This window comes from Bacillus sp. NTK034 (genome assembly GCF_017303275.1).
In the GTDB taxonomy this organism is placed as follows: Bacteria; Bacillota; Bacilli; order Bacillales; family Cytobacillaceae; genus Cytobacillus.
Genome location: NZ_JAFKOJ010000011.1, coordinates 94,864 through 120,632, shown reverse-complemented (window position 1 = coordinate 120,632; position 25,769 = coordinate 94,864). Strand labels below are relative to the sequence as shown.

Sequence of the window (25,769 nt, the reverse complement as noted above, 5' to 3'; positions counted from 1 at the left end):
TATCTATTTTGATGAAAAGAGTCCGATCTTCTACTGCGTCTCAAGTCCTATTTGAAAATAAAGCTGAGGCTCATTATATAGATTTCCAAATACAGGCAAGATGAAATCAAGAAAGGGAATGTGCCTATAGATATTTTTTAGCATCCCAGCAACGGGACAAACCGTTAATCAAGAACACTGGCAGAGGGAGAGGTTATATGGCAGTCTTGCCGTCCAGTTTATTAAAGATATTATTGGTTCTTTTCTTGTTCACTTCATTTAGTTATTTGCTTGTAAACTCGGCTTCAGCTGAAGAAGGCATCGAAGCAAAAATTGAGAAGGCAATTAAGGATTACCTGGTAGAATATCAAGTTCTAGGAGCTTCAGTTGCCATCGTTCATAATAATGAGCTGTTTTTTTCACATTCATGGGGCGTTACTGGAGAATCAGAGGAGGATGTTACAGAACAAACTCCTTTTACGATTGGCTCCATAAGCAAATCATTAACGGGAATGGCCATTATGAAATTAGCTGATAATGGAACCATCCGTCTGGATGCCAGCATTCAAGAATATCTTCCCTGGTTTAAACTGAAAAATGGGAAAGCTGCCGAAATAACAGTGGAGCAATTGCTCGCGCAAACAAGCGGGTTGAGTACCTATGACGGGCTTGCACTATCAGATAAAGAGTTTACAGGCAGGAATGATATTAAGAATCAAGTCAAGAAATTGTCAGAAGTTGAACTGACTGCTGAGCCTGGTGAGAAGCATCAATACAGCAATGCCAATTTCTTAATTTTGGGTGCGATTCTTGAAGAACTAACAGGAATGTCCTATGCAGAGTATATGGAACAGCAGATCTTTCAGCCTTTAGGGATGAAAAATGCTGCAGCCAATAAAGAGGGAGCTTATAAGAGAGGATACTTTAGCGGTTATCAATCCTGGTTTGGGATGCCGGTGAAAAGTTCCGTAGCCTATGATAATGCCGGGGCACCTTACGGTTACATTACGGCCAGCTCTGCAGATATGGCCCAATTTGTAAAATTATTGAGCGGGAAAGGGCCAGATCATTTTATCAGTGAAAAAACACTGGATTTATTTATGACTCCTCAGGTTCAAACAGGAGAGGACCGATATTATGGCTTAGGAATACGCATATCAGGCCCTGATACTCCCAAAGAAATGATCTGGCATTCTGGTTCTACCCCTGATTCGCATGCAGAAGTCTTTTATATTCCGGATACCGGCTGGGGCGGCGTGATTCTGACAAATAAGAATCATATTTTAGAGGAAGATGGACTTTACTATCTGAAGGATCATATTATTAGTCTATTAAATGGCGATGAGCCTGAAAAAGTACCTAATCATAGTTTGACCATACAATACATTTTGCTGGGATGTGTATTGCTGCTAGTAATTCTTGCAATCTATTTATGGAAAAGATTCCGAACCCGGAAGTTTTTAAAAAAGGGGACGGGACTTTTCTTAGGGCTGATTTTTATTGGCCTGTCAGCTGCACTAATCCCTCTTTTCACATCCAGCACATCTTCTCCTTGGCATTCTGTCTCTGTCTTTGCACCGGATATCTCGCTTTTAACAATTTTGGCTGTAATTATGCTAGCAATAAATGGGCTGCAGCTGATTAGATTAATTTTTAATAAAGCAAGATAATGGAAATGCCTGTCTATATCAGTTAGACAGGCATTTATTATACGTTCACTGCATTTTTCCTTGCTTTCCGGGCTGTCATGGCTTTCCATAATCCAAACCCTATTAAAGCTCCAATGATATTTAGAATAAAGTCATCAATATCCAAACTGCCTCTTTTTGAGACCAGCTGAATAATTTCCACACTAAGGATCATGACAGTCATGGTAATTGTAAATGACTTAAGTCTGTTTAGCCTTCTAATATAATAGGGCAGAAAAATTCCCATTGGCAAAAATGCAGCCACATTACCGGCTAGGTTTTTTATAGGAATGATTAAATTCATGCTTCCATTGGGAATTGCCATCACATACCCATTAATTGTTTTAAAGGGCACAAAGTTTGAGGAATGCTTCATATATTCCATTAAAGGCATGTCTGACCAATATCCTCTCGATATAAAGAACAGTAATACGGTTAAGGCACATAAGTAAGAAAGAAAGCTAATTCCCATGATCAACCTTATTATCTTTTTCATTATTATCCCCGCTTAAAAATAGTCTTTGATAATAATAACATAATTTTTCCATATTCTACTCAAAAAACTATACTGTCAGCTATTTTAAAGTACTAGCCGTGAACGAGCTGCCAGATGATTTGAGGGAGTATCTTATGAAATTGCCTCATTAGATTAATAGTGATATTTTGGAAGCTGGGGAAATCTCTATGCCTGATAAGCAGAATCCAAGAATAGTATGCTGTACCCATTATAAGCTGTGAGCGGCATTTTTATATGGTTAAAGTGGATGGTTAAATTTAGATCTAAGTGGATGGTTAATTATTGGCTAGTATGCGATATTATTTACTTATAGAAGTTTATTAATATGTAAAAGAAGAGGTGCGCAGCATGGGAATAATGCTTGGGCTGGTTCTAATTATTTTAATTTTTGCTGTGGTTTCGACTTTGCTGCTGACAGGCAAGGCTGACGAGAACTATGGAAGTTCAACAAAACGGAACACAACCAATTTAACCTTAATATATGTGGTAATTATTTTTATCGGATTAGCTTCTCTAGGAATTTATATTTGGCTGATCTAAATACAGATGGAGATGAAAAAAGATGACCTGGGCAGTAGTGGTTCCTATTATTCTCGTTAGTCTGCTGAAAATCGTGCTGACCTGTATGCCGACAGGCACGGTTAATTGGCTGATTCGGAAATTTGAAACTCATTCCAGGCTTGATGAAAAAGAGGTTACAGTCACAATTGGTGATAATAGGCTGGAAGATGAGGAGAAACTTCAGTTTATCAATCAGTTCAATGAAGGAATATTTATTAAGAAACATTATATCCATCCTGGCAGGGAACAGCTTTTTTTACGGCCGGAGATCAGTGGAACACCTATAGTTATCGAGTTTCTGGAAAAAGAGGACACGCTGTTCGTATATAGCTATAAGGACCGAATTGATGTGGTGAAACAGCGCGGAAAAAAGGTCATAGCATACAGCCTGATTTCTGATAGCCTTCAAAGCAGTTCACTGGCAATTAAGGCCGGTTAAAATAAGAACATTAAATTGACGCCTAGATCCAGAGTGATTTAGGCTTTTTTATGTCTGCAGGAGGGATGTAATTAACTGCTGCTTACCATGCTGATCTTGCATGCTGCCTTAATTCTGGTGACAATTGGAAATTAGCCATCTATACTAAATTTATAAAGCTGATGGAAAGGAGGAGCGTCCTTCATGAAAATCGTACTCGACATCGACCCGCGCAACGAAGAAACCTCGGTGATAATCCATTGCAAAGAAATCACCCCGGCTATCCAGGAAATCCTCGAGTACCTCAAAAAGAATGAAACCGGACTGATTGTCGGAAAGGATGGAGAGAATCAGCACTTAATAAAGCCTGATGAAGTTCATTATTTCCGTTCAGAAGGAGACACAGTAACAGCCGCCACCTCAGAAGGAACTTTTAAAGTAAAGGAAAAACTTTATGAACTTGAACAATCCCTCCCTTCCCACCGTTTTATCAGGATATCCAAGTCAGTCATAGCGAACCTTTACGCCATGAGCCATTTTGAGCCATCCTTTAACGGAACACTCTGTGTTCACTTTAAATCGGGGGAGAAGGAGTATGCTTCACGCCATTATGTGGGACGGATAAAGGAAATTTTAAGAATGAACAGGAGGGATACGAAGTGAGGGCATTTTTGTACAGAAGCTTGATCGGCATATTCTTTGGGGGATTCATTTCTACAGCGGCAGCTATAGCCTTAATTTATTTCGGCGGTCAACCCACGTTAGATGGGCAAAAGTTTATCATAAATGCATTGGGCTTTATTATCAGCGGCTGGCTGTTTACGGTTACTCCGCTTTATTTTGAAATCCGCTCACTTCGTCTGCCCATGCAGACTGCCCTGCATTATCTTACAGTCACGATTGTTTATTTCACATTAGGGCTTTGGATTGGCTGGATTCCGATCGGAGTAAAGAACTTTTTCATTTATCTTGCAATCTCACTATTGGTTTACGCGATTGGCTGGATCGGATTTTATCTATACTTTAAAAACGAATCGAAGAAGCTGAATAAGGATCTGGAGTGCCTCGAATGAGGGTGTGCAATTACGAATTGTAAGTGCAAAAACGGTCATACAGGCGGCTATGCCATTCGAGAAGAATATCATGGGCGTTTCGCAAATAGACATAAGGGAAAACAGTTTTTGAGGTGAGGATTCATGAAGATTAAGGCAATTAGTATTGCCGCTTTCCTGATTATTCTTTCAGCCTGCACCAGTGAACCTGCCATGACGGAACAAACAGACGATGGAAAAGTCCAGAGCAGCAATCAGGAAACTGGAAACACGGAGACTGAAAATCACGAAGAAGCTCACGAGCGAGCATTAACTCCTGAGGAAGTAATAGCTGAAACGGAAAAGCAATTGAGCACGGATGTTCCAATTAAGATGCCTGATACGCTGAACGTGAACCAGGGATATCATTTAACAGCCAAGACCGTCTCTGATCGAGATTCTTACCAAGTTATTTTCTTTCAGACAGAAGATGTAATTCCTATAAACAATGCTAAATTGGATCAGTTGAGTGACGACTCTATTCTAGCCGTTCTGTCTGGACAGAATTTTGACAGCAATGAAGCTGCATCTGAACAAATTTCATACCAGAATTTTGAGGAGATCGGCGGAAATCCGGTTGATCTTGGATATTCCATCACAGGCTACCAGGATGCAGGTGCCGGTTCCGTATACCTTAGCTGGAATGAGGGAAGATGGGCATTTACATCACGGGCACGAACAGAAGATCCTGATAATCTCCTGACTGACTCCAAAAAAGTAGTTGAATTCTTAGAAAGCAGTACGCTGCCGCCTCCTAAGATGTATGGAACCGGCAAATTTGACACAATCAGTGAGCATTCCCGGAATCAAATGCTCGTCTGGCAGGAGGAACGAACCGTCTATAAGATTGAGAAAGCCGAGGGAGCACTAAGGACATTGGAAATTGCAGCTTCTATCAAATAGAAAAAATGCCTGTTCACTTTAACATAAGTGGTGCAGGCATTATTTTTTAAAACAGCCTTCACTGACTGATAATGGAATTTGCAAGTCGGAGGCTAATATGTGCATCTTATCATACTCATCCTGCGTGTCGCATTGCAATTGGTGACTTTTGGAAATGACAGCCCTATACTGATTATATAAAGATTAAAGGAGGATCCGGATGGAAAGTGTCATTTCTGTAAAAAATTTATCTAAAAATTTTGGTGCCACCCGGGCGATAAAGAATCTTTCTTTTACCGTTTATAAAGGGGAAATCTTCGGAATTATAGGACCGAACGGAGCAGGAAAAACGACAACACTTGAAATACTTGAGGGGATTTCAGTTCCGAGCGGGGGGGAAGTCGAAGTGCTTGGTCTTGTGCCAAGCAAGCAGCTGCGTGAATTAAACAAAAAAATCGGCGTGCAGTTTCAAGCCACATCCATTCAGAAGAAAATGAAAGTAAAAGAAGCGCTGGATCTCTTTTCTTCCTTTTATGAAGGCCCGACGCAAAAAGATTATTTAATAGACTTGCTTGGTTTGAGAGAAAAAATGAACGTAAAGTTTGATGACCTGTCCGGCGGCTGGAAACAGCGGGTAACGCTCGCCTTAGCCACCCTGCACGAACCAGAGATTCTTTTTCTTGATGAACCGAGCATGGGGCTGGATCCTTCAGCAAGGAGGGAAATGTGGTCATTAATCCGGCTGTTAAGGGAACGGGGAAGCACCATTGTCGTGACCACACACTATATGGAAGAAGCTGAGCAGCTTTGTGATCGGGTGGCAATGATCTACAGCGGCCAATTGAAAGCACTGGATGCACCACGTGAGTTGCTAAATGAAGGGGCTGCTGACTGCCTGGCTTTTACGAGTTCCGGCCTTAGCCGGGAATTTTTAAATTCCCTTCCTGGTGTTGAACGAGTGGAAAATAATCTGGACGAATTCAAAGTGTACTGCGATGATCAGCAGACAACAGCTTATCACATTTTCACTCACTGTCAGGAAAAGGGGATACGTCTGGCTGGCTTTAAGTTTGAGAAGGGCTCACTCGATGATTTATTTGTCCAGTACTTAGAAAAGGAGAAAATCGGATGAATGCAATTGTAAAGCTCGCCAGCCTTGAAACGAAAATGTTCTTTAGGGACCGGCTAAGTATGTTCTGGACGTTCCTGTTTCCAGTAGTCATGATTTGGCTGTTCGGTTCCATGTTTGTGGGAGACAACATGAGCCAAAAGGCTTTTGCGGAATACTTTGTTCCTTCATGGATTGGCGTCAATATTGTGACCACTTCCTTTTTTACACTGGGAACTGTCTTAACCAATTACCGGGAAACAGGCGTATTGAGAAGATATCAGTCGACTCCGCTTCAGCCTTGGAAAATCCTCGCCGCCCATACCTTTCAAGGGACCGTCATCTTTGCCATATCTGCATTGCTGCTAATGGTTTTTGGCATGCTTCTCTATGACTTGACCCTGCCAGCTTATATCGGAAGTACGCTGCTCTCGCTGCTGATCAGCATCCTGGCTTTTTTTCCGTTTGCTTTATTCCTTACATCCTTAGCTAAAAATGCACAGTCTGCAGCAGCCATCAGCTCCTTATTCCTGAACCTGATGCTGTTCCTCTCAGGAGCGACCTTTCCTCTTGAGATGATGCCGACAGTCCTGCAATATGCAGCTAAAATCCTTCCGCTTTATTATGTGATTCAATTGCTCAGGGGAACCTGGGCGGAAGCGCCTATTACGGAATATGGGTTTGAAGCTGCTGTTTTGATAGGGATTGCGATTGTGTCTGTTGTACTTGCTGTGCGGTTCTTTCGGTGGAGCGGGAAGTAACCCCTAAGAGATTGGGGCTTTTTTCATTTTATGAACATATTAAGTTTACAAATATTTGTTAATATTTATATAATTACTTAATTAATGCTATAAAGGTGGTTATGAATATGGAAATTTACCAAGCTTCAATGAACGATTTAGAAGGAGTTTCCGCTTTATTTAATTTATACCGTGTGTTTTATAAACAAGCACCGGATATGGAAGCAGCAGCCGAGTATATAAAAGAGCGTTTAGAAAAGAAAGACTCAGTCATATATGTAGTAATGAAGGAAGGAAATTATCTTGGATTTACTCAGCTTTACCCAACTTTTTCATCTATATCTATGAAAAGGGCCTGGATCCTGAATGACTTGTATGTGGATGCAGAGGCAAGAAAACAGGGAATAGGGGAAATGCTCATAGACAAGGCAAAAGAACTCGCTGCTGAAACAGGGGCGGTAAGTCTCAGCCTGAGCACGGCTCCTGATAATTTCTCTGCACAAAGACTCTATGAAAAAATCGGGTTTAAGCGGGATGAGCAATTTTATCATTATGAATTAAGTATTTAATGAAATCATAGAAATCGGATTAGGAGATGCACTAATCATTAAAAAAGGCATGGATTTTCCATACCCTTGGATCCTCTTAAATATCAATAGATTTATGATTGATATTTATAGATATTTTATTATTTTTTCTGTTTGCACTATCTTGATTTAAGTAATTTGTAATAGGTTCTGAAGGCTCTCTCTTTGCAGGGGGCCCAATTACCACAGATTCTTTAATTGGAGAGAGGGCATCTGCTATTTTAATGGAATCCACACCATAGGCCATCTGGAAAACCTCTGGAGGAGTCAGGCGCAGTGTATCAGACCCTTCTGCCGTTTCAAATTGATCATTGTTAAAGAAGAGGTGGAGATGCAATTTCTCTGATGCAGGTCTAATCCAATGCCACCAAGCCATTGGGATGAAGACGACTTGGCCCTGCTTAGCTCGATAATTGTGCAGCTTTTTCGTATCAGGATCAACAATTGAAATAATCGCTTCACCTGAAACCACCACATCCAGTTCCCAGGCATTGGGGTGCCAATGCGGTTCCCGAATATGTCCTTTTGTAAGGTAGAGGTCTACAAAAGCTCCGCCCACCATGGCCGGCATTTGCGTGGAAGTAACCTCATAAGCAATATTGTCAGGGTCTCTTTCGAAAAAAACATTATCCCTTGAGTCAAAAAAAAGATTAGGGGTTCCGCTTGTTTTCTTTATGTTTGTATTATCGGGAACAAAACCAGATTTCGTCATGACAGCTCCTCCATTCATTCAGAATAAAATAAACACTTTTTGAGTCCTGCAGAACTGTGACATCATAATTTTATGTGTGACTCTGTGGAGGTGTGAATTGGATAAGCAGATATGTGGATTAAATGAATGGAAAATTTAATTTATTGCAGAGTTCTGCATTGCCTATTCATAATGAAAAAACGACTGGTTTGAACTGAAGAGACCTAGCTAAATGAGACAAAGGAAAAAACACCTCTTAAGTCATAATTATAATTATGACTTGCAGGAGGTGTTTTTTTATTATTCGAGATTGTTTAGAGCCTCAGCAAACCGCTTAATCCCTACATGGATGTTTTCTTCATTTTCCCTGCCAAATGTAAAACGCACGAATCCTTTCTCGGATCCCATGGTTGTTCCGGGAACGTAGATGACACCCCGTTTAATTGATTCTTCAAGCAGCTGATTTTCATTGTGCTCTTTTTTGATCCGGCACCAAAGATGAATTCCACCCTGCGGTATGCTGAATTCCACTTTGTCTTTCAGGAAATAATCCAGGCTTGAAACAATTTGATTTCTCCGCTGTTCCAATTGCCTGGTCAAAAATTTTAAATGTGACTCAAAGCCTGCGGACTCAATAAAATCATTCGCAATCCATTGAGAATAGCTTCCATGGCCGAAATCCACCTGCTGTTTGGCGTCTGATAGCCGCTCAATTACCGATCTGGGGCCAATGATCCAGCCGATTCTAAGCCCGGAAGCGACAATTTTGGTCAGAGAGCTTATATATAAAACAATGCCGTTGCGGTCCAGGGATTTGAGTGTATTCATTTTTTTACCGGTAAAGGGTGTTAGGCTGTAAGGATCATCTTCCACCACCGGAATCCCGTATTCAGAGGATAATTCAAGGATTTTTCTGCGCCTGTCTTCAGGAAGCAATGTTCCTGTCGGGTTCTGAAAAATAGGATTTAAAAAGATCATCTTAATTCGATGCTTTTTATATAAGGCTATAATATCATCAGGATTTATTCCATCCTTGCCTGTCTTTAAATAATAAGTTTTGACTCCGGCTGATTTAAAGATTGGCAGGCTGTAGTGATAAGAGGGATCCTCGATGGCAACAGAGTCCCCGGGTTTTAAGAGGCATTGGACGACAAGGTGCAGGGCCTGCTGGGCACCGGATGTTATAAGTATGGAAGAAGGGATGGTCTCGATGTCCCGGAATTTTTTTACATGATCAGTTAGTGTTTTTCTCAGGATTTCATTTCCCTGAGGGTGATCATACCCCAGTTTCCCGATAAAAGAGCGATTGGAAGTAATCTCTCTTAGCGAAGCTAAAGGAAAGAGGTCCTGGGAGAGTTCTCCGCTGGCCAGGTTGATTAGTTTTGTTTCTGCCAGCTCTTTATGGATTCTTTGTGTGACTGGCAAATTGGGCAAAAAGGAGCCTGCTTCAATATATCGGTTCCAGCTTGGAATACGTCTTTTGGCCATTCCCCAGATATCCTTGCTGACCATCGTACCGCTTCCCTGATTTCGTTCAACGATCCCGTTTGACTCTAGTTCATCATATGCAGCAACAACTGTGCTTCTATTGATATCAAACTGTTTTGCTAATCCTCTTTCTGAGGGCAGCTGTTTGTCTGGGGGGAAGGTGCCATCTGCTATTCCGTTTTCTATATAAATCGCCAGCTGCTTATAAATAGGTGTTTTTGATTTTCTATCAGGTTTCCAATCCAATTGAAACATCCTTTTAGTAAAAATGAGATATGTAATATTATATCAGCTCTTTAGAATATTATCGGCTGCAGGATTTAGTAAAAGTGCATATTGACTTTTGCAACTGTAAATATTATTATTACAGTATATCCTGCAGTATTAATAAATGCAGCTTTATTTTTGTGCTAACTGTAATTTTTATTATTACATTTTTATAAAGACGAAATCAATAGAGGGAGTGTTTTTAATGGTGAATTTATTCTTATCATCAAGCTGCGGTTCCTGCCGGAAGGCCCGTGCATGGCTTGAGGAGCATCAAATAGAGTATGTTGAACGGAATATTGTTACAGATCCGCTTACAGTGGATGAAATTAAATCAATTCTTCGTCTTACAGAAAATGGGACTGAGGAGATTATTTCAACTAAATCAAAAGCTTACCAGGAGTTAAACGTGAATATTGATTCCATGCCGCTAAAAGAGTTATATCAATTGATTATTGATAATCCGCAAATGCTGCGCAGACCGATTATTCTGGATGAAAAAAGACTCCAGGTCGGCTTTAACGAGGACGAAATTCGCAGCTTCCTTCCACGGAAGTTTCGTACGTTTTCATACAATGAACTGCAAAGATTGGCTAACTAGACAGCACCAGCCTGTAAATTCTTGACAAGTCAATCTGTAACACTTAGTCTTACAGTACAGCACCAGAAAACATAGGAGGCCGGCCATGAATAGCGATTTTACTCTTGCCATTCACAGTCTAACTTATCTCGCCCTGCAGCTGGATCGCATGTCAACGAGTGATGCGATTTCTGAAAGTGCAGGTGTCCATCCGGTCCGCATCCGAAAAGTCCTGAGTTTATTAAAAAAACATGGATTTATTAAATCAAAAGAGGGAACGGGCGGCGGATTTATTTTTGCCCGGGATTTAAGTGAAGTTAATCTTTGGGATATTTATAAGATTACATCTGAAGGTGCCCTGCAGCCGAAGTGTCCGAATTCAAATGAAGAATGTGTAGTAGGTGCAAATATGCAAAGAGTTCTGATCAACATCTTTTTAGGTGCTGAAGAACATCTTGGTGAATATTTAAAACACTATACATTAAAAGATATTGTTGATCTGATTTATAAAGAAGATTAATTGGGAGCCGCTAAGCTTTCGATTCGTTAAAATGTAACGGAAAATGTTACAGTTTAGAAATCTCTTTAAAGAAGGTGAAAAAATATGATGTCCAACAATAATACCATTTTAAAAGCGGGAGATTGGATTAAGGGGAAATCCCGTGAAGGTGAACTAATCGTTGGCTATATCGAAACTCTTGAAGAAGGAATTATTAAGACAAAAGTGATTTCAAGTGATAATAAAACCATTGAAGGCAAAATCATTCCCCTGTTAAGTAAACAGGTTAAAAAAATGCCGGCAGCAAAAGTAGCCAATAAAGAACAAATCCATTTCCTGATTGACCTTGCCCTTTCCACTGGAGATGAAGAATGGTTTTTCGAATTGACCTCGAAGCTGAACTCGATGAATGAGCTTGTGAAGGATATTAAATAAGATTTAAGGAAGTGCCTGTGCCCGTCTGCTTATAAGCAGGCAGGTGCAGGCACTTTGTTTTATATTGCCTGACAGTCTTGTGCACTGCGGCTGTCCATATGATTTCTTTCCTGTCAGCATTAGTTCTGCATGAAAATAACCGTATTGGGTGCTTCCTTGTCTACACTCTCTCGCCACTTCATAAAGAAGTGAATCTAAAAGTAATATATTAGAAAGTGATATAAAAATCTATAAAAATTCCAATTTGTTTGGAGGAAGAGGGATATTGGTTTCGAATATGTACAGGAAGGAATTAATAAAAAAATCTAGTTAACAGCAGGTTTTTGGAACGGTGCTTCGGATTTAACTATTTTTCCGCTTTACATAAATGTTGATAGAATGTCTAAAAAGGAGCGGCAATAAGATGAGCATCAATCAAATGTTTGCAAGGAAAGTAATAGCTGCATCGATTTCAGGGTCTATGTTCGCAATTGTGTTAGGTCTGATTGTAACGGATCCTTTTGTTGGAGAAGCTGGTTCTGCTGGTGAATACTTTCAGGGTGCTATGATATCCATTCCCTTTTATCTTATATACAGCTTCCCGGTCATTTTGGTTTATGGCACCTTAACTTCTGCCGTTAGTGACTTATTAGCCTTTTTTATTTCGAACCGTACTAACAGGGTAATGGAAATATATATTTCATTAATCCTGCACTTGCTTTTTGGATCAATATTGCTTGGATTAAGTTTAGCAGCGGCTGTGTTATTTTTTATTACGGATTATATTTTGCAGCGCAAGCAATTCGGCGGCTGGAGAAATGCTTTGAAATCTTTAGGGTTGCCTGTTCTTGTTTGGATTGTGTTTATGGGTGGCGTGTATGTTTTGGATGCTTCCTTATTGAAATGGTAAGAATAAGCGATTGTATTGATAAGTAGTTTTTCGTGAAAATGGCGGCTAGTTTTATTCCATCAGGGGTTGCTTTCCATTTTTTTTAATACCATTTAGTAAAGAGGTGGAAAAATGAACCTAATCCTTTTTGCTATTATCCACATTTTAATTGGGTGTACATTCATTTATACATACGGTAAATTGCCAAAAGCTATATCCACATTTGCATTTGTATTTCTTACTATGAGTTTTCTTTATTGGGGAGCAGTGTTAATCAATTTTGCTAGTTAGTCAGCTGCCAGGAGGGCGGCTTTTTATTTTTTGGAACGATAGATGCAGAGGGGGATTTGATGAAGAAGACAATGAAAAAGTATTTTAAGAGAATGTTCTTTATATTAATGGTGTCAGCTTTTGTTTATAGCATTTATATAAATCTCGGATACAGGCACTATATAAAACAAAGCCAGGAAAGGAATTATGCACATTTGAGGTTTATAGCTGCAGTAGGCGATAATTCGGCCCACTGGCTTGAGGAATTTGTTCAGATACCTATTGAGAAAGAGGATGAATTTAAAGACGAGTTATATAATTCATGGAGGGTTGTGAACGGAGAGAGCAGAAGTATCAATTCCTATTTGTCTGCCATGTCTGTTTTTGATATGGGAGAGGATGCACCTGATTGGAACTTGCTTCAATATAGCTTATTTCGTGTTGATGGGTTTATAAATGGCATGACGGATAAGTTTCTTGAAAATCAATCATATCGTATGAGTAAGGAAGAAACAGAAAGAATAGAAGCGGTTATTACAGTTTATAGAAGTGTTAGCGAAGAACTGGAAAAGGAATCTGTCAATGTAGAAAAACTCCTGGAAGCTATAAAGGAACCGATGCTGGTAATAGATGATTATTATGCGGATGCCCTTGAGAAAGTGGATAGTAACTAAGAGCTTTCTTTTGGGATTTACATACACTAAAGGAAGGCAAATTATCCCCCACTAAACGTGGGGGTATGATCACCTATAAACACTTTCACATGTATTAGCTTGGGGTTCATAATAGCAATGCTGTTTGAATTGTCCTGAAAAAGGCTGATCGTACCATGTTGGCGGACATGGAGCATATGGATTGAAATACCAGAGAGCAAACTTGGAAGGATGCTGCCTCCAATAGTCTAAGGTTTGTTTAGCCAATCGTTTCTCTACACCTCTGGCCCTGTTGTAAAAAACATTCCCTTTCTGTACGGCTTCAAAAGAGTAATTTCCTCCCTGCACTTGAAATATGACTTGAGGTATTGTCCGGAGACCTACAAAATCGAGGCAATCAGCCGCTCTTCGATTGACTATAACATTTCCGACCATAAGCATCCCCAGTTTTCCTTCACCTTCGGCTTCTGCCCTCATCATCCTTGCCATTAAAGCCACGTCACTGTCGGTATATTGTACTCTTGGCACTTTTTATCACCTCTAAAAGAATTGTATTAAGAAATCCTGTAAACATGCTAACGGGTTCAAAGGAAGAAATATTAATTGGGGGTGCAAACCGCATTGCGTGTTCAGCACCCCCTTATTACGGATATATAAACAGTTAGTGTGGCTTAACTGCTTCGAGCTCTATTTAAATAAGCTACCTAATTTATATGCTGCCTCCGTTTGAAATATGCAAAAAAAGGGGGGGGGGTTAATGAAACTTTCTCTATGGAAATTCGTACCACTACTTAAGAGGGGTGGGTATCTTGAAAACTCAAAATGATACAAGAGAAGTAAGCATGAAAAGTTTATTATATGGTATTGGCCTATTTATTTTCGGAGGTATGGTATTAACAAATGTGACGACGCCATTGCCTTCAAAGGAATCAACTAAAGAATTTCTGCTGTTTATTTTTGGGGGAGCATTAATCTATTATTTTTTAGTAAGTGTCTACTTCATAGGCGGATTATGGAGGAAGGTTTTTTATGCGATGTTATTTTTGCTATGCGGGTTTAGTATATTAATGGTTTTTTATTTGATAACACATTCAATACCGCACTAATATTTAGAAGGGTGGAGATAAAGGGACAAGGGGACAGGTATTCTGTCCCCAACTTTCAGCTGGGACGAGGGACCTGTCCCTCTGTCCCGCTCTCTTATCTCTCCTTAACCGGCTCCCTTATGAACACTGTTGCGGGAATCCCCATTGTTGTTTTTCCAGGCCTGGTTTTAAGTGCCGAGAATAAGAAACACCCTGCAATGACAATGATGCTTCCGATGGCTTGTATCCAGTTCATAACCTCTCCTAAGAAGATAAAAGCTAAGATGGCTGTGAAAATTGGATTAAAGTTTAGGAACAAGCCGGAAGTGCTTGGTCCCAGCTGGTTGACCCCGATGTTCCAGAGCACCATGCATAGGACTGTTGAAATCAGACCCGTATACAGAATGGATAAAAGAAATGAAGTACTGACATCTGTAATGGTGAAATCAGCAGTGTTGAACGGCAAAAGCACGAGTAGGCCAAATATGCCTGAGTATAAGATGGACATCATAGGTGTAACGAAAGACATGGCCCATTTGCTGCAGACCGAATAAATTCCCCACATGCCCACCGCGGCCATCATAAAAAGGTCCCCGTTATTAAACTGCAGCGAAACCAGCATCTCCAGGCTTCCTTTTGAAAGGACCAGCAGTACGCCAAACAATGAAACGAACATGGACATGAACTGCAGTGTGTTTATTTTTTCTTTTAGAAAAATGAAAGAAAAGGCAGCAATGGAAAACATATTTAATGTAGAGATTAAGCCGACACTGGTGGCCGATGTTTTTTCCAGTGCCATGAATTGCAGTGCCTGAAACAAAGCTACTCCCGTGATGCCCATCAGCAATAATGGCAGGATGGCATTTTTGGGTGGCAGCAGCCGTTTCTCTTTATGCCATACAAGAGGAACAAGACAAATGATGGCGATGGCCCATCTTAAAATGGTTAAGGTAATAGGGGATCCGTGATCAACAAGCGTTTTTCCTACAATAAAATTTCCGCCCCAAAGAAAACTTGTTAATAGAAGGAGGAGGTAATATTTCACGTCATTTAGCTCCTTTTCAGAGCCATTGTGCACAATGACATTGTTTATATGAATAATTTTAACATTTTTTATATCAAACAAAAGATAATTTTGTATAATGATATTAATTCAAAATAATTAAAAGTATATGAGATTATAAGTTTGTGATATTCAGTTTGAACATGTGATTTGATCAGTATTTGGAATAATTGAAAAGGGCTGATGGGTAGTGGAATCGATTGTAAGCAAGGTGTTAGATAACCTGGATATTAAAATATTGGATTTGCTCCAAAAGGACTCGCGGATTAGCAATCTGGAACTGTCGAAAAGGGTGAATCTGTCTGCTCCAGCTGTACACGCAAGGATTAAGCGTTTGGAAGCGGAAGGGTATATCCAAAAACATGTGGCTATTCTAAGCCATGAGAAGCTGGGCTTTGATTTATTATGCTTCGTGTTCATGAGCACCAATATGCACCAGGCTGAAAAACTGGAATCTCTTGAAAAAACGCTGGAATCCATGAAGGAAGTTTTAGAGTGTCATTGTTTAACAGGGGAGTATGATTATCTATTGAAAGTTGCCTGCAAGGATCGCAAGGGGCTGGAGATGTTTATCAGGAAGCTGAATGAATTGGGAATTACGAAGATTCAGACCAGCCTGGCACTGAGGGAAATTAAGGATTCGACGGTGCTGCCGATCTAGGAGTAGGGTCTTTAACAAAAACTTGAAAACTTTTCCAAAAATAAGCGTAGAAAATAGGAACAAAGGTCAGGAGGGGTTAGTTTGACAAAAAAGCTCGCTCAGCTCGAAACACGTTATTATGTGCTTTTTGGCGCTGTAATTGGTTCTGTGATCGGTTTAGTGGCTTATGTGAAAGATTGGATCTAATCGATGAAAATCATTGATACCGTTCCGTTTTTTATGCGCAGCTATCAGCCTTCGGTAGATTTCTTAAGAAGCTACTATGATAAATATCCTGAAGTATTTATGGAGTATTTTGCCTATCATTGTAACGACTCCGAAGAAAGGCACCGGCAATCGATTGCAAAGTATTTGCTGCCTGCAATTGATGCCGTTCATGGAAAGATTATTCCTGTAATCGAAGAAGTGGCTTATAAGTATTCAGCCGGGTATCAGGTTTCATTTCCGATTGAAATTAATCTGATCGTGGGCGGATTTGGTTCGAATGCCTTTACACATCGGATGATCATTCCTAATATTACCTTTGCTTTAGAGAAGTTGTCGCCAGAAACCGATCATCTAAAAGCTATAGTTGCGCATGAGTTTGGACATGCCTGCCACAATATTATTTCAAATGAATCGGGGATGGACTGGGCAAAAATAAGGTGGGCAAACCCTCTTACCTGGCTGTATCAGGAAGGGACGGCTACCCATTTTTCCAGAATGACGGAATCCGGTTTAAGCCGGTCTGTCTATTTTTCCTTCGATAATGAAGGGGGTGGTTGGCTGGAATTCGCAGTATCCAACCATCATGATATCAAGCTGAAATTTGCTGAAGATTATGCTTCAAAAACAGCAGATGCGATATTTCTTGAATGGTTTTCTATCCGCGGCGGTGAAAGATTTGGGTATAGCCGATTGGGATATTATTTGGGGGATTTGTTTTTTCAAAGTCTTGTTGAACGGATGGGAGAAAGACATGCCATTACTGCCTGGAAGAGACCTGACTTTATTGACACTGCAGAAAATTGGCTGAATGGCAAGGGTATTGTGAAATGATGAGGTGGAAGTATGAGTGATTATAAAGATCAAGCAAATGCAGGCTATACGCTGTTTAAACCAACAGGTGTACGCCATGAATTTTCTTTTGTCGATTTAGTGAAACAACAAGTGACGGGAACTGTTCTTTACAAGGATAAGATACATATGACCGTTGTTGTTGACGTAAAGGCAGGTACAGTACAAGTTCAAGGAGACACTGCCGATTTAGGGGATTTAGCCATTAGCAGAGAGTCTTACATTGATATGTTCAAAGAACAGGCAAAGTTTTTCATTGATAACCATATTTCCAATCCCCAGGAGTATTATGATGAACTGATTAATCTTCCCGAGTAGTTGGATGACAGGCGGCTGAGTAGCTATATCTGTACATGAGGTATTCCTGAGACTATGTTTAAAACACTTATAATCAGGAAAAATACATATAAGAACATGTGCAGGGGAGGAAGCAAAAATGCCTTATGATAAACTAAGCGATCTGCCTGATTCCGTCAAAGATAATCTTCCGCACCACGCACAGGAAATCTTTAAGGAAGCGTTTAATTCTGCAAGCGAAGAGTATGACGAGGAAGAAACGGCCTTTAAGGTTGCCTGGAGTGCAGTGAAGAAGAAATATGAGAAGAATGATGATGATAAATGGGTGAAGAAGGAATAGTAAATAGGCTTTTACAGTAAAAGGTGTCCTGTTCCAGGACACCTTTTTTATTCATCATCATCCACTTCATTCTCCACATATCTCTTCAAGTTCTGGTATTGTTCTTCAAACACAAATTTAGCTGTCCATCCTAAAAGTTTGGTTGTTAGCTTATAGAAGAAGTTGCTTGGAACAAGGCTTGCTTCCACAATCAGACGCGTTCCGTTATGTTCTCTTGATAAGTGATACTTTGAAATGCTTAATCCTTCTTTGGAATGAGAGTGCATAACAACTTTATGGGGAGCTTCATATTCAATCAATTCGGAATCAATTTTGATGATTTTTTTATCCAGTTTCTGAACGGTGACAAACTTGGTGCCAGGCTCTGGGACCGGATTATTTTCCTCATTGTCGTAAATGTTTTCGATAAGCATTGTATTCCAGAGCTTTATTTTTTCATCATCATCCACGTATTTGAAAACCAAATCAATCGGGGCATGGATAACATCTTCATATCTGTATACCAGTATTTCTTTCATCTTAAAATCCTCTTTCTTTCTAGTTATTCAAAGTCATCATAATAGTTTTTTCGGTAGAACCTGCCTGTTATTACACTCATAAATGTATCATTTAATTTATTTTAATTTTCTGAAACCTAACGAGCCATCTTTCGTATATAAAAATAAGGGGTGATGGAAATGTCAGGATTCATTATAATTGGGTTACTTTTTATTATCATGATCGCTATTGGTGGTTCCAGACCATCCAATCGTTCTTATGCCAGCGGGAAAAATCATACTTCCTATCACCATACTGGAGACTATAGCAGTTCGCATAACTGTGATAGTTTAGAAGGCGGCTTTGGAGGAGATGGCGGAGGCTGCGGTGGAGGAGGGGACTGATTCTAATTCTCTTAGTCCAGCAATTTATGTTAAATTCCATAAAACCAGAACCCGTCATTCATGGCGGGTTATTATTTTACTCTTAACTGTTTGCGCATACGAGATATGCTAGACTGAAAGAAACAAAATGGAAGGAAGTATCCAAATGAGTGTAACATTATTAAAGGGGCAAAAGACCGATTTAACGAAGAAGCACCCTGACCTTCAGGAGGTTACGGTTGGACTTGGCTGGGATATATCAGGGACCGATTTTGACCTCGATGCGAGTGTGTTCCTGCTTGGAGGAAGTGGAAAAGTGAAATCAGAAGGGGATTTTGTTTTTTACAACAATCCGATTGCCGGTGAAGGCAGTGTTCTTTACCATGGAGACAGCCGGATTGGAAGTGATCACGGCGATAGTGAACAGATTGAGGTCCGCCTTTCTAAAGTTCCTCTCCATGTGGAAAGGCTCAGTTTTACTGTGACGATTAACGATGCCGAGCAAAAGGGACAGCATTTCGGGCAATTAAATAAAGCCTATATCACATCCTGAACCGAGTTACCGGTGAAGAAATCCTTCGATTTGATCTGGGAAAAGATTTTACTGCTGAAACAGCGATTGTGGCAGCAGATCTTTACCGGCATAACGGGGAGTGGAAGTTCAATCCGGTTGCAAGAGGATTCCATGGCGAGCTGTTCGGTAAAAAGTAAAACAGAGGGATTTTTACAGGCCGGAAACAACACAAATTTTCCTGCTCCAGCTTAAAATGAATACATAGCCATAGGTTTCGATTTGGATAATAATGCCCCCTGGTCAGGGGGCATTTTTGATCAAAAGTACAGGATTGCAGTTTATTGGGCTAACAGGACAGGTAAGTCAGATTCGCGAAAGGAAGTTAATAATGAATAGTGTCATGATAAGAAGACCATTAGAAGAGGATGTAAAAGATCTAAACAATTTCTTTAGATTGGTTGTAACCGATACGTTTCACAAAGAAGGTATTGGAGATTTGCTGAAAGACATGGAAGAAGAAATTAAAGCCAAGAAAAGCTGTCTGAATAGTGATATGAAAAGCGGCGGTAAAGAACGGTATTTTTTAATTGCTTTACATGGAGAAAAAATCATTGGATCAATAGAATACGGTCCAGCTAGTGACCTAATAAAAAAATGTACAGATCAGGCACTTAAAGATCTTTATGAAGTGGGCACAGTATTCGTGCATCCTGACTATCAGAAAAAAGGCATAGGCAATCAATTAGTGGCAGCAATTTATTTGACCTTAAGGAATAAAGGAATAGAAGAATTCTGCTTAGATTCAGGATATAAACATTCACAAAAGGTCTGGAGAAAAAAGTTTGGGGAACCTGATTATTTGTTAAAGGATTATTGGGGAGAAGGGGCTCATCATATGATTTGGCGAATCAAGGTTAATTCTATTTTATAATCTTGCTGAATGAAGATTTAACCGTAAATAATCAACCCCATTTTATATTTTCTTTTACTGTCCTCCAAATTTCGAATTATGTTTTTTAGGCAATTTAGCAATTGAACGTATTTTCAGCGTTGACGGCAGAATGATGAAAAGGATTGAAAACGGTTTCAATCTCATTGAACTGCTGAAGCTGTGAATATATGATACGGATAGAAGGTTAAAGCAGAAAAGCTTCTCATCAAGGTAAAGGGGGTCAGTATCAATGAAAAAAGCTTTTGAAAAGGCACAGCAATTTGGTAAATCGTTTATGCTGCCAATAGCCGTTTTGCCGGCAGCAGGTTTATTATTAGGAATTGGCGGAGCGCTGTCTAACCCGAATACGGTTTCAGCTTATCCATTTTTAGATATCAGCTGGCTGCAGGCTATTTTTACGATCATGAGTGCGGCGGGTTCAATCGTATTTGCCAACTTGCCGATCATATTTGCGGTAGGGGTAGCGATTGGTTTAGCACGTTCAGATAAAGCAACGGCTGGTTTAGCAGCCATGATCGGTTATTTTGTTATGAACAGTACCATCAGTGCGCTGCTTTCATTAACCGGAGACCTGGCCAAGGATAACCTTGCAGGAGCCGGTCAAGGGCTGGCTGTCGGGATTCAGACTTTGGAAACAGGTGTATTTGGCGGAATTATCGTCGGGATTGCAGCAGCTGCCCTGCATAATAAATACAATAAAATTCAGCTGCCTCAAGTGTTAGGATTCTTTGGGGGATCTCGTTTTATTCCTATAGTCGTTTCATTTGCTTCGATTTTTGTAGGAGCGATTCTATTTGTGATATGGCCATATTTCCAGGCATTAATCAATGGGCTTGGATCAGTGGTTACAGGCACAGGGGAAATCGGAACCCTTTTCTATGGATTTATTCTGCGTATGCTTGGACCGCTTGGCCTGCACCATATTTTCTACCTTCCTTTCTGGCAAACTGCTCTTGGCGGAACACTGGAGATTGGCGGAAAATTAGTCAGCGGTACACAAAATATCTTTTTTGCGCAATTGGGTGACCCATCGACTGAACAATATTACGAAGGGGTATCCAGATTCATGTCAGGCCGTTTTATTACAATGATGTTTGGCCTGCCGGGAGCTGCATTGGCCATCTACCATTGCTCTAAAAAGAAAAACAGAAAAGTGGTAGCAGGTATTTTGCTTTCAGCAGCGTTAACATCATTCCTGACCGGTATCACAGAACCGCTTGAATTTAGCTTCTTATTCGTGGCACCTCTTCTTTATTTAGTGCATGCTATTTTCGATGGTTTTGCTTTTATGATGGCAGACATTTTCAATATTACTGTTGGGCAAACCTTCTCAGGCGGATTTATTGATTTCATCTTATTTGGAATTCTTCAAGGTGCCGATAAAACAAATTGGCCATATGTATTGATGGTAGGTATTCCATGGTTCTTCCTTTACTACTTTACGTTTAAATTCTTAATCAGAAAAAAGAACTTCAAAGTTCTTGGACGTGAAGACGAAGAACAGGCAGCAGAGCAAGTTTCAGCTACAGACCGTGCCAAAACAATTGTAGAAGGATTGGGCGGAACAAATAATATTGAAATTGTTGATTGCTGTGCGACTCGTCTCCGGGTAACTGTTAAAGATGATTCCCTCGTAAAAGATGATGTCATTAAACAGACTGGATCAAAAGGAATTGTGAAAAAAGGAACGGGTGTTCAAATTATTTATGGACCTCAAGTCACCATTGTTAAAAACGAAGTAGAAGAGTATTTAGGTCAGTAATAAATAATAAGGACGTGTTTTTAAATGCATCAAGTGCTGGAACAGATCAAAAATGGACTAATCGTATCCTGTCAGGCTTTAGAAGGAGAACCGCTTCATAGTCCATTCATTATGGGGCGCATGGCATTGGCTGCAAAGGAGGGAGGAGCTGCTGGCATTCGGGCAAACTCCGTTCCTGATATTAGGGAAATTAAAGAACTAGTCGATCTTCCTGTTATCGGTATCATCAAACAGGTATACAAGGATCATCCTGTCTTTATTACACCAACCATGAAAGAAATCGATGCCTTAGCTGAGACGGGAGCCGAAATCATTGCAACAGATGCAACTAATCGGATCCGGCCGGATGGCAGTGATTTAGAATCGTTTTATCAGGAAGTAAGATCGAAGTATCCACAGATTTTGCTGATGGCAGATGTTTCTTCAGTGGAGGAAGCCGTTTTTGCCGACAAGCTGGGATTTGATATAGTGGCACCAACATTATACGGATATACAGAAGAAACAAAAGGATTGAAAATTGATGATCATGACTACGCTGTGATCAAACAGATCGTCAAAGATGTGAAGCATGCAAAGGTAATAGCTGAAGGAAATGTTTCAACCCCGGAAATTGCACGCTCTGTGCTGAATATTCATGTTCACTCAGTTGTGGTAGGCGGTGCAATTACAAGACCGCAGATCATTACGAAAAGATTTGTAGACGCTATGCAAAAATAAAGAATAGCTGAAAATAGCTCAGGCTGCCGACTGGGCTGTTTTCAGCTTTTTGCTTTTGTTCGGCAAGATAAGGGGGATTTCATAGTTTTTAGCAAATGATCTAAAAATAAGGATAGTATCTTGTATAATGTACCTAGGGACTATCTAATAGAGGAGAAAAGAGTATGGAATATCTCGGTGAGAATCTTCTGCATGGCATAGCCTGCACCATGGAAAAATTCACAAGCTCTGAGTCGGACTTGGCAAAGTATATAATCGAAAATCCGGATGAAATCAGCCAATTGTCGATTAGTCAAATTGCCAAAAAAATTCATATTTCCCCAGCTACAATCACCCGTTTTTGTCAGAAAATCTCTTTTTCAGGTTTTAATGAATTTAAGCATGAATTAAAAAGATATATTGATTTAAGGAACAAACCGACTGTATCCAGTGATATCAAGGAGATTGATTATTTTTCCAATCTCTATCAGAATCATTTGGAGATTATCGAAACGACTTTTCGGAAAATGACTTATTTAGATATTCAGCAAGCCGTTTCACTTTTAACTGATGCAAAAAAAGTGCATGTATACGGCATCGGCAACTCAGGAATTGCAGCACAGGAGTTCAAATGGAAGTTTTTCAGGATTGGTATCCAGGTTGAGTCTATTACAGACCCTCATCAGGCGGTGATGGATGCTGCGTTAAGCTCTGGCGGCAGTCTTGTCCTAGGCATTTCAGTTTCAGGGAAAACAAAAGAAGTCATTGATGCTGTTAAGATTGCCAAGCAACAAGGGGCATCAGTTCTTGCCATAACAAGTGATAAAACATCTGAACTTTCCCAGTTAGCAGATTTATCCCTTCTGGTTATGAGTAAAAGCAGTATGCATATGGGGCAGAACATTTCTCCAACACTCCCTCTGTTTCTGCTATTTGATTTATTGTACACAGAACTTGTTGCAAAGGATTATATCAACCGTGTTCAGATTAGGGATAAGACGCTGAGGGCTTTAAAAGATATTTAATAAAGGGAGTATGGATCTGCTCAATCTGCTCACTCTCCTCCCTGCATGAGGGAACAAAAAAAGAGCCCTAGCGTGAAGGCTCTTTTACCGTTTCTGCACTGCTGTCAGAATTCAATACGACTATTCCTCCAATAATCAAAATGATTCCGAGTATCTTGAGGCTGCTAAATGCTTCTCCCCATATAATGGACCCAATCAACGCTGTTAACGCTGTTCCTGCACCTGACCAAATGGCATAAGCCAGACTTAATAGAACCGTTTTAAGACATAATGATAAGCAATAAAATGAAAGTGTATAGCCAAACAAGACTCCCGCAGTTGGCAGTGGCACAGTAAATCCATCCGACAGCTTGAGCATGGTGGTGGCAAAAATCTCTCCTGCGATTGAGACTGTTAAATAAAAATATCCCCTCATATTAATGGCCTCCACCGCTATTCAATAAAATGACTCCTCCAACTATTAAAGCCAGTCCCAGAAATTTTTTGCCATTTACATTTTCTTTATAGATGGTGACTCCGACTAAGGCTGTCAGCACAGTCCCGAGGCCAGCCCAAATCGCATAGGCTACGCCGAGAGGCAGCGTTTTTAACGATAAAGATAGCGCATAAAAAGCGACACCGTATCCAATGATTACACCAATGGATGGCAGGAGCTTTTTAAATCCGTCTGCTGCTTTAAGCAAGGAGCTGCCAAACACTTCACTTACAATGGCTAATGCTAAAAGTAAATAGGCATTCATAAAGTCTCCCCGTTTCTTCTCCGAATGGATTCAGTTTATTTTACCTTTTCGAAGGTTCCTTTTGCCAAGTATATGAATAAAAGAATAAATGAAACCAATTTATTTCCAATTCGTAAACATAGATATATTCTTAATAGGGGAATTTTCCCCGGCATTATGATGGAGGCCTTGTTATGAATTACATAACACAAAAAACAAAATTACTTTGGATAGATCAGATAGCCAGCAAGAGCTGTGAAATATCTGATCCATCTGATTTCGCCTGTATGGATCAATATGTTGAGGGGAAAAGGATTGTACTGCTGGGAGAGAGCAGCCATGGAGTCGGTGACTTTTACACAGCCAAAATCAATATGATTAAGTATTTGCATAGTGTCCATGGATTTAATGTAGTTATTCTCGAGAGCGGTCTGCTTGAAGCGGTATTTTGCAGAAGAACATTGAAAGGCCTGCCTGCCAGGGAACAAATCCAGCACGGACTGCTGGATATTTATCATAATGAAGAAATGCTTCCTTTATTTCAGGAAACATGGGCCAATGAGATGCATCTCGCTGGAATGGATATTCAGCCTGCATACCCGCTGATCTCGCAAAACATGCTGGAATGGCTCAAGATTCATACAGAGGAAGAACTATATGCTTCCATTCATCAGGCAGAAACAGTATTTTTCAACATTGATAAGGAGATAGGGGGACAAACGAAAATACCTAAGAAGATTAAAGCAAAGATACAAATGTGTATGGATATATATCATTCAAGTCTGGAACTTTTTGAGTACAGATTGGAAGAAGCCGATTGGAAAAAAGAAAAGATCTTTCACATTATTAGGAAGGGACTCGAAAATCGGCTGCAGTGGCTGGAAATCAATTCAAAAAGCTGGATTTCTTCCGGCGTCATGCGGGGAACGTATATGTTCAGAAACCTGCAATGGTTATTAGAAGAGTATTACAATGGAGAAAAGGTCATTGTATGGGCTCATAATTTTCATATTAGAAAAAGCAAAACCGTGGCCTCTAAGCTGTTTGGTATCACGAATGTCGGGCAGCTGCTTACAAAATGCTATGGGGATCAGGTATATTCCATAGGTTTTTATGCTGGAGAGGGAGAGTTTGCCTCCTTGCTTCGAGTGAACTTTCCTATTGTTGTATCTAAAAGGCAGTTGGAAAGTTTGTTTATGGATGCCTGTGGACATGACAGTTTTGTACCTTTATGTGAAAAGGGGCTTCCTAAACGGAACTGGCTGAATCGGAGATGGCGGCTCCTCGAAGCCGGCATGATGGGGCAGCTGCCCATTGCCATCTATCCGCAAGAGCACTATGACGGTATCATGTTTTGCAGGAAGGTTAAGCCGCCTGTTTATTTTATGAATAGCCTGCCTTAGGCCAGGCATTCTAA

The 25,769-nt window shown here is 40.2% G+C and carries 33 protein-coding genes and 1 pseudogene; 26 read left to right on the top strand and 8 right to left on the bottom strand.

The window, feature by feature from the left end; genetic code table 11:
* The first annotated feature begins 197 nt into the window (after positions 1 to 197).
* Positions 198 to 1,649 carry a serine hydrolase domain-containing protein gene (locus JI665_RS24415; RefSeq protein WP_206845129.1) on the top strand — a complete coding sequence of 484 codons (1,452 nt, stop codon included), beginning with the start codon at positions 198 to 200 and terminating at the stop codon, positions 1,647 to 1,649.
* Between the two features lie 37 nt (positions 1,650 to 1,686).
* On the opposite strand, the gene JI665_RS24410 is transcribed toward JI665_RS24415, so the two are convergent.
* Positions 1,687 to 2,163, bottom strand: a complete 477-nt coding sequence (locus JI665_RS24410; protein WP_206845127.1) for a VanZ family protein — start codon at positions 2,161 to 2,163, stop codon at positions 1,687 to 1,689.
* A 369-nt stretch (positions 2,164 to 2,532) separates the two neighbouring features.
* Here JI665_RS24410 and JI665_RS24405 point away from each other — a divergent pair, with 369 nt between their 5' ends.
* From JI665_RS24405 to JI665_RS24370, 8 genes are all read left to right on the top strand, one after another.
* Positions 2,533 to 2,724 (top strand): hypothetical protein, encoded by a 192-nt coding sequence (locus JI665_RS24405; protein ID WP_206845126.1) that lies wholly within the window; start codon positions 2,533 to 2,535, stop codon positions 2,722 to 2,724.
* 22 nt (positions 2,725 to 2,746) lie between these two features.
* A complete protein-coding gene (locus JI665_RS24400) occupies positions 2,747 to 3,184 on the top strand; it encodes a YfmQ family protein (RefSeq protein ID WP_206845124.1) in 438 nt (145 codons plus the stop codon).
* A gap of 183 nt (positions 3,185 to 3,367) precedes the next feature.
* Entirely contained in the window at positions 3,368 to 3,826 is a 459-nt protein-coding gene (locus JI665_RS24395; RefSeq protein ID WP_206845122.1) for a LytTR family DNA-binding domain-containing protein, read from the top strand.
* Positions 3,823 to 4,236, top strand: coding sequence for a DUF3021 domain-containing protein (locus JI665_RS24390; RefSeq protein WP_206845121.1), 414 nt, complete (start codon positions 3,823 to 3,825; stop codon positions 4,234 to 4,236). Before JI665_RS24395 ends, JI665_RS24390 begins: the two co-directional genes overlap by 4 nt.
* Positions 4,237 to 4,359: 123 nt before the next feature.
* Positions 4,360 to 5,157 (top strand): hypothetical protein, encoded by a 798-nt coding sequence (locus JI665_RS24385; protein ID WP_206845120.1) that lies wholly within the window; start codon positions 4,360 to 4,362, stop codon positions 5,155 to 5,157.
* Between the two features lie 199 nt (positions 5,158 to 5,356).
* Positions 5,357 to 6,268, top strand: a complete 912-nt coding sequence (locus JI665_RS24380) for an ABC transporter ATP-binding protein (RefSeq protein ID WP_206845118.1) — start codon at positions 5,357 to 5,359, stop codon at positions 6,266 to 6,268.
* Positions 6,265 to 7,005: an ABC transporter permease gene (locus tag JI665_RS24375; protein WP_206845114.1), complete on the top strand. Its 741-nt coding sequence runs from the start codon at positions 6,265 to 6,267 to the stop codon at positions 7,003 to 7,005. The genes JI665_RS24380 and JI665_RS24375 overlap by 4 nt, the downstream gene beginning before the upstream one ends.
* 107 nt (positions 7,006 to 7,112) lie before the next feature.
* Positions 7,113 to 7,553, top strand: coding sequence for a GNAT family N-acetyltransferase (locus JI665_RS24370; protein ID WP_206845111.1), 441 nt, complete (start codon positions 7,113 to 7,115; stop codon positions 7,551 to 7,553).
* A 76-nt stretch (positions 7,554 to 7,629) separates the two neighbouring features.
* Here JI665_RS24370 and JI665_RS24365 read toward each other — a convergent pair whose 3' ends face one another.
* Together JI665_RS24365 and JI665_RS24360 are read right to left on the bottom strand one after the other, a co-directional pair.
* Entirely contained in the window at positions 7,630 to 8,283 is a 654-nt protein-coding gene (locus JI665_RS24365; protein ID WP_206845109.1) for a cupin domain-containing protein, read from the bottom strand.
* A 279-nt stretch (positions 8,284 to 8,562) separates the two neighbouring features.
* Positions 8,563 to 9,996 carry a PLP-dependent aminotransferase family protein gene (locus JI665_RS24360; protein ID WP_206845107.1) on the bottom strand — a complete coding sequence of 478 codons (1,434 nt, stop codon included), beginning with the start codon at positions 9,994 to 9,996 and terminating at the stop codon, positions 8,563 to 8,565.
* A 226-nt stretch (positions 9,997 to 10,222) separates the two neighbouring features.
* On the opposite strand from JI665_RS24360, the gene spxA reads away from it, so the two are divergent.
* The 5 genes from spxA to JI665_RS24335 all read left to right on the top strand — a co-directional run bounded on the left by spxA (position 10,223) and on the right by JI665_RS24335 (position 13,343).
* Positions 10,223 to 10,618, top strand: coding sequence for a transcriptional regulator SpxA (spxA, locus tag JI665_RS24355; RefSeq protein ID WP_076260056.1), 396 nt, complete (start codon positions 10,223 to 10,225; stop codon positions 10,616 to 10,618).
* An 85-nt stretch (positions 10,619 to 10,703) separates the two neighbouring features.
* Entirely contained in the window at positions 10,704 to 11,117 is a 414-nt protein-coding gene (locus JI665_RS24350; protein WP_206845105.1) for an RrF2 family transcriptional regulator, read from the top strand.
* A gap of 84 nt (positions 11,118 to 11,201) precedes the next feature.
* Complete coding sequence (locus JI665_RS24345; RefSeq protein WP_206845104.1) at positions 11,202 to 11,531, top strand: IDEAL domain-containing protein; 330 nt, start codon at positions 11,202 to 11,204, stop codon at positions 11,529 to 11,531.
* Positions 11,532 to 11,934: 403 nt separating this feature from the next.
* Positions 11,935 to 12,420, top strand: a complete 486-nt coding sequence (locus JI665_RS24340) for a hypothetical protein (RefSeq protein ID WP_206845102.1) — start codon at positions 11,935 to 11,937, stop codon at positions 12,418 to 12,420.
* Positions 12,421 to 12,749: 329 nt separating this feature from the next.
* Positions 12,750 to 13,343, top strand: a complete 594-nt coding sequence (locus tag JI665_RS24335) for a hypothetical protein (protein ID WP_206845099.1) — start codon at positions 12,750 to 12,752, stop codon at positions 13,341 to 13,343.
* Between the two features lie 69 nt (positions 13,344 to 13,412).
* Here JI665_RS24335 and JI665_RS24330 read toward each other — a convergent pair whose 3' ends face one another.
* Positions 13,413 to 13,850: a cell wall hydrolase gene (locus tag JI665_RS24330; protein ID WP_009335446.1), complete on the bottom strand. Its 438-nt coding sequence runs from the start codon at positions 13,848 to 13,850 to the stop codon at positions 13,413 to 13,415.
* Positions 13,851 to 14,131: 281 nt separating this feature from the next.
* On the opposite strand from JI665_RS24330, the gene JI665_RS24325 reads away from it, so the two are divergent.
* Positions 14,132 to 14,428 carry a hypothetical protein gene (locus JI665_RS24325; RefSeq protein ID WP_206845097.1) on the top strand — a complete coding sequence of 99 codons (297 nt, stop codon included), beginning with the start codon at positions 14,132 to 14,134 and terminating at the stop codon, positions 14,426 to 14,428.
* Positions 14,429 to 14,522: 94 nt separating this feature from the next.
* Here the strand turns inward: JI665_RS24325 and JI665_RS24320 are convergent, their stop codons facing one another.
* A complete protein-coding gene (locus JI665_RS24320) occupies positions 14,523 to 15,452 on the bottom strand; it encodes a DMT family transporter (RefSeq protein ID WP_206845095.1) in 930 nt (309 codons plus the stop codon).
* A 208-nt stretch (positions 15,453 to 15,660) separates the two neighbouring features.
* Between JI665_RS24320 and JI665_RS24315 the strand changes: the two genes are divergently transcribed.
* The 4 genes from JI665_RS24315 to JI665_RS24300 all read left to right on the top strand — a co-directional run bounded on the left by JI665_RS24315 (position 15,661) and on the right by JI665_RS24300 (position 17,824).
* Positions 15,661 to 16,131 carry an Lrp/AsnC family transcriptional regulator gene (locus JI665_RS24315; protein ID WP_206845093.1) on the top strand — a complete coding sequence of 157 codons (471 nt, stop codon included), beginning with the start codon at positions 15,661 to 15,663 and terminating at the stop codon, positions 16,129 to 16,131.
* A 189-nt stretch (positions 16,132 to 16,320) separates the two neighbouring features.
* Positions 16,321 to 17,169 carry a hypothetical protein gene (locus tag JI665_RS24310; protein ID WP_211202700.1) on the top strand — a complete coding sequence of 283 codons (849 nt, stop codon included), beginning with the start codon at positions 16,321 to 16,323 and terminating at the stop codon, positions 17,167 to 17,169.
* Between the two features lie 12 nt (positions 17,170 to 17,181).
* Positions 17,182 to 17,505, top strand: a complete 324-nt coding sequence (locus JI665_RS24305) for a hypothetical protein (protein ID WP_206845091.1) — start codon at positions 17,182 to 17,184, stop codon at positions 17,503 to 17,505.
* A gap of 118 nt (positions 17,506 to 17,623) precedes the next feature.
* Positions 17,624 to 17,824, top strand: a complete 201-nt coding sequence (locus JI665_RS24300) for a ChaB family protein (RefSeq protein ID WP_206845090.1) — start codon at positions 17,624 to 17,626, stop codon at positions 17,822 to 17,824.
* A gap of 47 nt (positions 17,825 to 17,871) precedes the next feature.
* On the opposite strand, the gene JI665_RS24295 is transcribed toward JI665_RS24300, so the two are convergent.
* Positions 17,872 to 18,342 carry an SRPBCC domain-containing protein gene (locus JI665_RS24295; RefSeq protein ID WP_206845089.1) on the bottom strand — a complete coding sequence of 157 codons (471 nt, stop codon included), beginning with the start codon at positions 18,340 to 18,342 and terminating at the stop codon, positions 17,872 to 17,874.
* A gap of 159 nt (positions 18,343 to 18,501) precedes the next feature.
* On the opposite strand from JI665_RS24295, the gene JI665_RS24290 reads away from it, so the two are divergent.
* The 6 genes and pseudogenes from JI665_RS24290 (at position 18,502) to JI665_RS24265 (ending at position 23,633) form a co-directional block, all read left to right on the top strand.
* Positions 18,502 to 18,705, top strand: a complete 204-nt coding sequence (locus JI665_RS24290; RefSeq protein ID WP_206845086.1) for a hypothetical protein — start codon at positions 18,502 to 18,504, stop codon at positions 18,703 to 18,705.
* Between the two features lie 145 nt (positions 18,706 to 18,850).
* Positions 18,851 to 19,395 (top strand): annotated as a pseudogene (locus tag JI665_RS24285) (TerD family protein).
* 191 nt (positions 19,396 to 19,586) lie between these two features.
* Complete coding sequence (locus JI665_RS24280) at positions 19,587 to 20,129, top strand: GNAT family N-acetyltransferase (protein WP_206845237.1); 543 nt, start codon at positions 19,587 to 19,589, stop codon at positions 20,127 to 20,129.
* A gap of 250 nt (positions 20,130 to 20,379) precedes the next feature.
* Positions 20,380 to 21,912, top strand: a complete 1,533-nt coding sequence (locus tag JI665_RS24275; RefSeq protein WP_206845083.1) for a maltose/glucose-specific PTS transporter subunit IIC — start codon at positions 20,380 to 20,382, stop codon at positions 21,910 to 21,912.
* Between the two features lie 24 nt (positions 21,913 to 21,936).
* Positions 21,937 to 22,629: an N-acetylmannosamine-6-phosphate 2-epimerase gene (locus JI665_RS24270; protein WP_206845082.1), complete on the top strand. Its 693-nt coding sequence runs from the start codon at positions 21,937 to 21,939 to the stop codon at positions 22,627 to 22,629.
* Between the two features lie 164 nt (positions 22,630 to 22,793).
* Complete coding sequence (locus JI665_RS24265) at positions 22,794 to 23,633, top strand: MurR/RpiR family transcriptional regulator (RefSeq protein WP_206845081.1); 840 nt, start codon at positions 22,794 to 22,796, stop codon at positions 23,631 to 23,633.
* Between the two features lie 67 nt (positions 23,634 to 23,700).
* Here JI665_RS24265 and JI665_RS24260 read toward each other — a convergent pair whose 3' ends face one another.
* Positions 23,701 to 24,048, bottom strand: a complete 348-nt coding sequence (locus tag JI665_RS24260) for a DMT family transporter (protein ID WP_206845080.1) — start codon at positions 24,046 to 24,048, stop codon at positions 23,701 to 23,703.
* A 1-nt stretch (position 24,049) separates the two neighbouring features.
* Positions 24,050 to 24,373: a DMT family transporter gene (locus JI665_RS24255; RefSeq protein ID WP_206845079.1), complete on the bottom strand. Its 324-nt coding sequence runs from the start codon at positions 24,371 to 24,373 to the stop codon at positions 24,050 to 24,052.
* Between the two features lie 173 nt (positions 24,374 to 24,546).
* Between JI665_RS24255 and JI665_RS24250 the strand changes: the two genes are divergently transcribed.
* Positions 24,547 to 25,755 carry an erythromycin esterase family protein gene (locus tag JI665_RS24250; RefSeq protein WP_206845078.1) on the top strand — a complete coding sequence of 403 codons (1,209 nt, stop codon included), beginning with the start codon at positions 24,547 to 24,549 and terminating at the stop codon, positions 25,753 to 25,755.
* Positions 25,756 to 25,769: the final 14 nt, after the last annotated feature.